Source organism: Streptomyces sp. NPDC044061 (assembly GCF_056434305.1).
The window spans coordinates 1-7,216 of the sequence record NZ_JBWKFL010000116.1 but is presented as its reverse complement, the minus strand read 5'-3'; the positions used below and the strand labels follow the sequence as shown (position 1 = coordinate 7,216).

At 62.6% G+C, this 7,216-nt stretch carries 5 protein-coding genes and 2 pseudogenes; 2 read left to right on the top strand and 5 right to left on the bottom strand.

Annotation, left to right across the window (positions count from 1 at the left end):
* Positions 1–316: 316 nt before the first annotated feature.
* From AC07CM_RS49945 to AC07CM_RS49930, 4 genes are all read right to left on the bottom strand, one after another.
* Positions 317–1,171: a carbohydrate ABC transporter permease gene (locus tag AC07CM_RS49945; RefSeq protein ID WP_478883215.1), complete on the bottom strand. Its 855-nt coding sequence runs from the start codon at positions 1,169–1,171 to the stop codon at positions 317–319.
* A gap of 14 nt (positions 1,172–1,185) precedes the next feature.
* Entirely contained in the window at positions 1,186–2,145 is a 960-nt protein-coding gene (locus AC07CM_RS49940; protein ID WP_478883214.1) for a carbohydrate ABC transporter permease, read from the bottom strand.
* Positions 2,146–2,162: 17 nt separating this feature from the next.
* Positions 2,163–3,374 carry a sugar ABC transporter substrate-binding protein gene (locus tag AC07CM_RS49935; protein ID WP_478883213.1) on the bottom strand — a complete coding sequence of 404 codons (1,212 nt, stop codon included), beginning with the start codon at positions 3,372–3,374 and terminating at the stop codon, positions 2,163–2,165.
* Between the two features lie 97 nt (positions 3,375–3,471).
* Positions 3,472–4,581: a DUF2961 domain-containing protein gene (locus AC07CM_RS49930; RefSeq protein WP_478883212.1), complete on the bottom strand. Its 1,110-nt coding sequence runs from the start codon at positions 4,579–4,581 to the stop codon at positions 3,472–3,474.
* Positions 4,582–5,109: 528 nt separating this feature from the next.
* On the opposite strand from AC07CM_RS49930, the gene AC07CM_RS49925 reads away from it, so the two are divergent.
* Both AC07CM_RS49925 and AC07CM_RS49920 read left to right on the top strand, forming a co-directional pair.
* Positions 5,110–5,802, top strand: a complete 693-nt coding sequence (locus AC07CM_RS49925) for a GntR family transcriptional regulator (RefSeq protein ID WP_478883211.1) — start codon at positions 5,110–5,112, stop codon at positions 5,800–5,802.
* Between the two features lie 129 nt (positions 5,803–5,931).
* A pseudogene (locus AC07CM_RS49920) lies at positions 5,932–6,718 on the top strand (IS5 family transposase).
* Between the two features lie 25 nt (positions 6,719–6,743).
* Here AC07CM_RS49920 and AC07CM_RS49915 read toward each other — a convergent pair.
* Positions 6,744–7,216: pseudogene (locus AC07CM_RS49915) on the bottom strand (IS5 family transposase); the annotation flags it as partial.

The window sequence follows — 7,216 nt, the reverse complement described above, 5'->3', positions numbered from 1 at the left end:
CCGACGCGAACTCGCCCGCCGCGGCGGAGAAACCACACCGACAAAAGCCCGAGTCATCGGCCCCTGCTAACCACGTCACATCAATCGAAGAACCATCCTGAGCTGCGACAACATGCTCAGATCACGATCGAACCGGCGATAACGGGTGGTCCGAGCGCGACGTTGGGCAAGTCTTTGACCTTGCGCGGGCTGACGCAACACTCGCGGCGAACCGAAGACCAACTTCGCCCCAATTCATCGATTCGGTCCTGGAATCATTACGCGGCTAAGGCTGTGTAACGAACCACTAGGTGTGTCATGAAGCCGTTCCGACGGGCTATTTGACAGCGCCGGTGGCGGTGCCGGCGGCGACGAATTTCTGGGCGACGACCAGGAGGATGAGGGCAGGCAGCGATGCGAGCACCCCGGTCGCCATCACTGGACTCCAGTCCGTGGTGTTCGAGCCGATGTACTGGTACAGGCCGAGCGTGACGGGCCGGACGGCATCAGTCGTGGTGAGGGTGAGGGCGAAAAGGAAGTCGCTCCACGCGAACAGGAACGTGAAGAGCCCGGCCGTGATGAGCGCGTTGCGGGAGACGGGGATCACGATCGACCAGAACACACGCACATGTCCCGCGCCGTCCACGCGCGCGGCCTCGAGGATAGATGACGGCACCGTACCCATGAAGGCGCGGAGGATGATGATCGCAAACGGAATGCCGTGGGCCGAATCCGCGAGAATGAGACCGCCGAGGGAATTCAGCAAGCCCAGATCGTTGTAAGCGGTGTAGAGCACGTTCGCCACGACGATTCCCGGGATCATTTGGGTGATGAGGATCGCGAACAGCATCACCTTCGTGCCGCGGACCTTGAAGTGGCTCAGCGTGTACGCGGCGGGCGCCGCTATCGCGAGGCTCACCACGACGCTCCCGAGCGCCAGGCTGAGGCTCGTGACCAGGTTCTGGCTCTGTTGTGCTAGAGCTGTCGTGTAGCCCGAGAAGTCGGGCTTGATCGGGAACCACGTGGCCTGGATCGTCGTGCCGTTGTGCTGGAGTGACGTGTTCACCATCCAATAGACGGGGAACAGCAGGATCGCGAGGAAGAGGATCCCGAGGGCGGTGTACGGGAGGCCGGTGCGCTGCGCCCGCTCCATTCGGACGGGATTCTTGGCCGGTACAGAAATGGTGGTCATTCGAATCCCTCCTTTCAGTATTCGACACCGCGTCGGCTGGCCCGCAGGTAGACCAGGGCGAACACAAGCGAAAGGAACACGAGGATGTTCGCAAGTGCCGAGCCCTCGCCGAAGTTGAATTGCTGGAAGGACAGCGCATACGACTCGGTCGCGATGGTCTGGCTGGCGTTGGCCGGGCCGCCCCCGGTCAAGGCGAGGATGATGTCCACGGCCTTGAGCGTGTACACGACTCCGAGGACCAGGACCACGTTCACGACCGGCCGTAGCATGGGCCACGTGACGTACCGGAACGCGCGCCAGCCGGTCGCGCCGTCGAGCGCTGCCGCCTCGTAGACCTCGTCCGGGATGTCCTGCAGCCCGCCGTACAGGATGGTGACGTAGAACGGGATACCAGTCCAGATGTTCACCCCCACCACGGCCACGAGCGCGAGAGACGTGCTCGTCAGCCACGGGACGCCAGTCGGCACGATGTGCAGCGCCTCAAGGAGCTGATTCAGGACTCCGGAGTCCTTATCGAGGATCCACTTCCACACCGCGCCGGACGCGATGAGCGGCAGGAGCCACGGGAGCAGGAGCAGCGAACGCAGGATCCCGCCCAGCGGGAATCGCCTCTGGAAAAACACCGCAAGCGCGAGACCGATTACGAACCCCCCCGCGATCGAGCCTGCGGTGAACAGTGCGGTGTTGATCGCCGCCGTCGTGAAGATCGACGACGACAGGACCTCCGCGTAGTTCTGGAAGCCGACCCACGGCGCCTCGCCGGTATAGAAGGTCGCCGTGGTGTAGTCCTGGAAGCTCATGATGAGGTTCTTCACCACGGGGTAGCCGAAGAACAGGATTATGTAGACGGCCGCGGGCAGCAGGTAGAGCCACTGGTAGAGACTCTCCCGGCGCCGCTTTCCGTTGCGTGGCCTCGCCGCTTCGGCCAGCGGCTCGGGGCGGGCCGGCATTCTGGTGGTGGTTGTCGTCGTCATTTTGAAACCTGCCCTGATCACCCGTTGTTCTGCGCCTGCTGGAGCGCATCCAACGGTGAGGCCTTGCCCGTAAGGGCCGTCTGAAGGGCCGTACCGATCTTGTTCTCCGCCTTGGGCCAGTCGGCACCGAGCTCGCGCGTGCGGGCGTGCACCGTCGTGATCAGACCCGAAAAGACGGCGAGCTTGGGGTTCTCAGCGGCGAACTTTGCGGTGAGCGTCGTCCTGGATGGGATGTAGCTCTCTCCCTTCGCAATCGCGAGTTGCATCTGGTCGCTGTTCATGCACGCGACAACCTGCGCGGCCTTGGCCTCTTTGGCCTTGTTGCCCGTCCGTGGAACGGTGAAATACTCGCCACCCTGCACCCCAACCCCGGTATCCGAGGATGACTTCACGGGGAGTTTGACGATCCCGTAGTTGAGTCCCTGAGCCTTGTCGAGGGTCGAGACGTTCCACGATCCGTTGATCATCATCGCGGCCTTGCCCGCCATGAACTGTTCCCTGACATCGGTCTGCGTCCAGTTGAGGACGCCGGACGACGCCGAACCGGATTTTACGAGGTCCACCCAAAGTTGGAGGGCCTCAGCGGTCTGGGGCGTGGCAATGTTCTTCTCGTTGCCGCCATTGCTCCACATGAACGGCAGGAAGGCCCAGGTACCGTAAGCCGGGGTGCCATCGGCGAATGCTATGCCGTACCGGTTGCCCGAGGTGAGCTTCGCCGCGTCGGCCTTCAACTCCTCCCACGTCGTCGGGGGCTGGATTCCTGCCTTGGCAAAGAGATCCTTGTTATAGAAGAGAGCAGACGTATTCACTGCCGGGGCCAGACCATAGACCTTGCCGTTGTACATGCCGCCCTGGAGAACGCCCCGAGCGACGCCGTCCGTGGTGAGGTTGAAGTCGCTCACCGGGGCGAGCGCACCGATTGACGCGATCTGTGGGACGACCATATCGGGGAGCACGAGGAGATCTGGGAGAGTTTTCGATGACGCCTGCTGGAGGACCTTCTGGACGAAAGATGTGCTCGGGGCGTACTGGCGGTCGAGCGTGACGCCCGCTTGCGCAGCGCACTTGTCGAAAGCGTCGATGTAGGTCGGCTCAGTTCCGTAATAGTCCAGCTCGGTCAGAGTAGAAACGGCTTGGCTGTCGGCGCCGGTCGTACCACTGCATCCACCAAGGACGGCGGTCACCGCGAGGGTCAGACCGATGCGGGCCATGAAGGAGGTTCGCTTCATTGGGTCCTCCACCATTTATGGTTGATATCTGGCTTCTTGAGGTAGGCGACCTGGGCTCGTTCCAAGGTCGCCCTGTTTCTCATGGGTCTTAGGCTGATCACCAGACGGGAGGATATTCGCCCGAGTCAATACTCGGACGGGCATTCTGGTTCAGCACGGGCCTTACTCGAACGTCCAAAGGTGCCATCGGCTCGTGATCGTATCCACATTCACGTTGATACCAGTAAAAGGTCGTCGCGTAGTCGACCCAGCCACGGCTGTCCTTCAGCGGAAGCATGCGTTTCATGTTTCCCCGATACTCATGCTGCCAGTTCGTGCGCATCTCGAGCTTTTGTGTAAATCGAATTGGCTCGTCAAATCGAAAACGATACACACTAAGGAGAGTGGGGCGTTGGTTTTGCACAAAGTTCACTCCGTTACGGAGACCGTTGAACTCGCGCTGAAATCCCCACGAGAGGCCAAATGAGTCCTCGGTGCCGAGGTAGTCATGCTGTGGTTCGGTGGCGCAGTCGACTCTAATCTCCTGGTTTCCTTCCATCACGTGCCAGAATTCGTGGAAGGCCACCTCGTCAGTGGCCACGCTCCAGGACTGCCCAACGAAATGCCCGTCGCCGTCTATCTTACAAAAGAGCTCGTCGCTCTCCCCGTGCAGCTGGAATCCGAAGCGCCGCCATGTAGCGTGAAAATAGCCCAGGTCTGGTTCCCAATCTGCTAGCGACTCCCACTCGACAAAGCTGTAGTTGCGTAGATCCCAAGGTGTTTCGTTGCGGAGCCGCACGGTTGCGTGCTCCTTGAAAGGCATAGGGGCGAAACAATTGTAGGACTCAGGCGCCTTCTCGATGTAGGGGGTTGTGAAGTGGGACGCACGGCCGCCGCAACCGTCAGCAAAGAAGTCCGCGAGCGGCACAAGGACTGAGGGCTGCCCGCAGCGATCGAACTCAATCTCAAGCACAACGCCGCGGGCGAGCATTGCTTGCGCCCGCTCGTGGCCCACGCCGGAAGCAAAATACTCGGCAGGGTGTTGCGTAAAGTGTAGCGAGCGAATCACGCCTGGCCCGTCGAGCTCCGCAATCGTGATCGTGCACCCTGCATCAAGCGTCTCAATCTGCGGATGACGGTCATAAGCCCAACCGCCATTTGCCGTGCCGGTGCGACGGCGCAGGATTCGTGCGGGTCCGAGCTGGTCTGTCATCAAGTTGAATGTCATCCTCTATCTACCTTTCGACAAGCTTATCGATGTTGGTCTGGACGGGTTGGCCGTTGGCGGGGATCTCGCCGGCGGCGACGCTCCCATGAAAATGGGGAGCGTGCGGGCGTCGTCGAGATTGAGCTCGAGGGTGCAGCCGACTTGGTGCGTAGCGTCACAGGAGCCCTGATCGAGTGTGCTCGACTCGTACTTGGCGGTGTAGGGGTGGGTGCCCACGGGACGAGCGTCAGGGCCACGGACGCGGCGTCCGAGCTGGCGGGTCTACAAGACACCTTCTGGCGCGCGGCTCGAGACGGCCGAGTGCGCCTGCGGCCAAGACCGCCTCGGCCCCGCAGGACTTAAGGGTCTCGATGCGAGCCCGCGCGCAAGCGGCCGGTCCGCTGGTGAGGATGCCCCATCGGTCGAGCCTCGATCCTATAGGATGTTGCGTCAATGATGTGTGATCCTGGCTTGCCTCCTGCTAGCTGTCAACCGCTGGGTGCGAGAAGATTTTAGATAGGATCCGACAGGGTTGATCAGAAAGGCGCCATGAACCGGGCCAGTCATGCCGAGCATTTCGCGCGGGTACGTCAGCGGAGCACGTTGACCAGCGATGTCTACGAAGGCGTCAAAGCAATGATCATGAGTCATGCCATCGAGCCGTCAATGCGGATCAGCATCGACGGCCTCGCCCGGGAACTTCAGGTGTCACCCACCCCGATCCGGGAGGCGCTCGCCCGGCTCGAATCGGACGGCCTAGTGGTTCGCCAGCCGCTCCGCGGCTACTCGACGACTCCCGTGCTCACCGCTTCGGAGTTCGATCAATTGTACGATTTTCGTCGGCTGATCGAACCATGGGCGGCATCGACCGCGGCGGCGAACATAGACGCCGAGCGCGCCGCGCGCCTGTTCGCTGAGCTCGCGACCTGCCCCACCGAGACCACGGGCGCCGACTACGACGCCTACCGAGAACTCGCGGCGCACGACGCTCGCTTCCACGACCTGATCCTGCAGTTCGCGGGCAACGAGGTGGCCCGGACCGCGTTCGCCGGTGCCCGGGCTCACCTGCACCTGTTCCGGCTCCATTTCGAAAGCGTCATCACCCCGCAGACACACGACGAGCACGAAGCCATCGCGAACGCGGTAGCAGCCGGAGAACCGAAGCGAGCCGCCGAGGCAGTGAGGGCACACCTCGACGCGGCCCAGGCACGGCTGGCCCCGGCCGTCCATTCAGGCTTTTAGCGTTGCCTCTCGCGGGTGAGGTTAGCTCGGAAAGCTGATGCAAGCCGGTTGGGGCTGCGGCGGGCGTTGCGGTAGATGCGCCAGCGTTTAGACCGTGTCCTATGTGGTGAGGCGGTTGTTGGGCTGTATATGGGGCGGGGAGCGTGGAGTTGGATTGTTCCGGACGGGTTGTGGGAGATCGCGGAGCTGCTGGTCCCTCCGTCGAGGGTTCGGCCGCAGGGTGGTGGGACGCAGGACACGCCTGATGAGACGCTGTTCGCGGCGATCGTCTACGTGTTGGTCAGTGGTTGTGCCTGGCGTGCGCTGCCGCCGTGCTTCGGGATTTCGAAGTCGACTGCTCACCGGCTGCACCAGGCCGTGCTCGACAAACTCGCGGCCAAAGACCTGCTCGATCTCTCCCGCGTGGTCCTCGACACCGCCCATGTAAGGGCGAAAAAAGGGGCGAACTCGCAGGTCCGAGCCCCGTGGACCGGGGTAAGCCAGGTTCCAAGATGCACGTCCTGTCCGACCGGTCGGGACTGCCTCTCGTGGTCGGTATCTCAAGTGGCAACACTCACGACAGTCAGGGGCTGAAGCCCATGATCGCCGGGCTGCAATCGAGACACGACCCCGATCGGGGCCGCCAGTACAAGCCCCGCAAGCTCCACGCCGACAAGGCGTATGACCAGCCCGACCTGCGTACATGGGTCCGCGGCAAACGGATCGGCGTACGCATCGCCCGCAAGGGCATCGAAACCAGCGAGCGTCTGGGACGTCACCGGTGGGTGATCGAGCGCACCATGACCCAACGTCGTGGCTGTCCGGCTACCGCCGACTCAGCCCCCGCTACGAACGAAACCCCCGCAACTACCTGGCCTTTCTCGGACTCGCAGCCGCACTGTGCTGCTACAAGCGATACATCCGCCTCACCACATAGGACACGGTCTTAGTTAGACGTCATCTCATTTGGTGAGCCTGCGGTAGCAGATGAGGGTGCAGGCGATGCTGGTGAAGGCCAGGAAGTGCTCGGCTTTGCGCTCGTAGAGGCGGTGCAGGCGGCGGCATCCGGCGAGCCAGGACGTTGGGTGCGCTCTACGGTCCAGCGATGGCGGCCCAGACGGGTCGAGGACTCGATGCCCTTGCGGGCGATGCGGTGGCTGATGCCGTGGCTGCGTAACCATCGCCGCAGGTGGGAGTAGTCGTAGCCCTTGTCGGCGTGGAGCTTTCCCGGTCTGCGTCGCCGGCGCCCGCGCCGGGAGCGGATGGGCGGTATGCCCTTCACGAGCGGAATCAGGGCCCGGCTGTCGTGGAGGTTTGCTCCCGAGATTCCGGCGGACAGAGGCAGACCGGTCCGCTCAGTGATCAGATGGATCTTCGAGCCGTACTTGCCCCGGTCGACAGACATCCCACGCAGGTAGCGCGTCAAGCGGCTTGT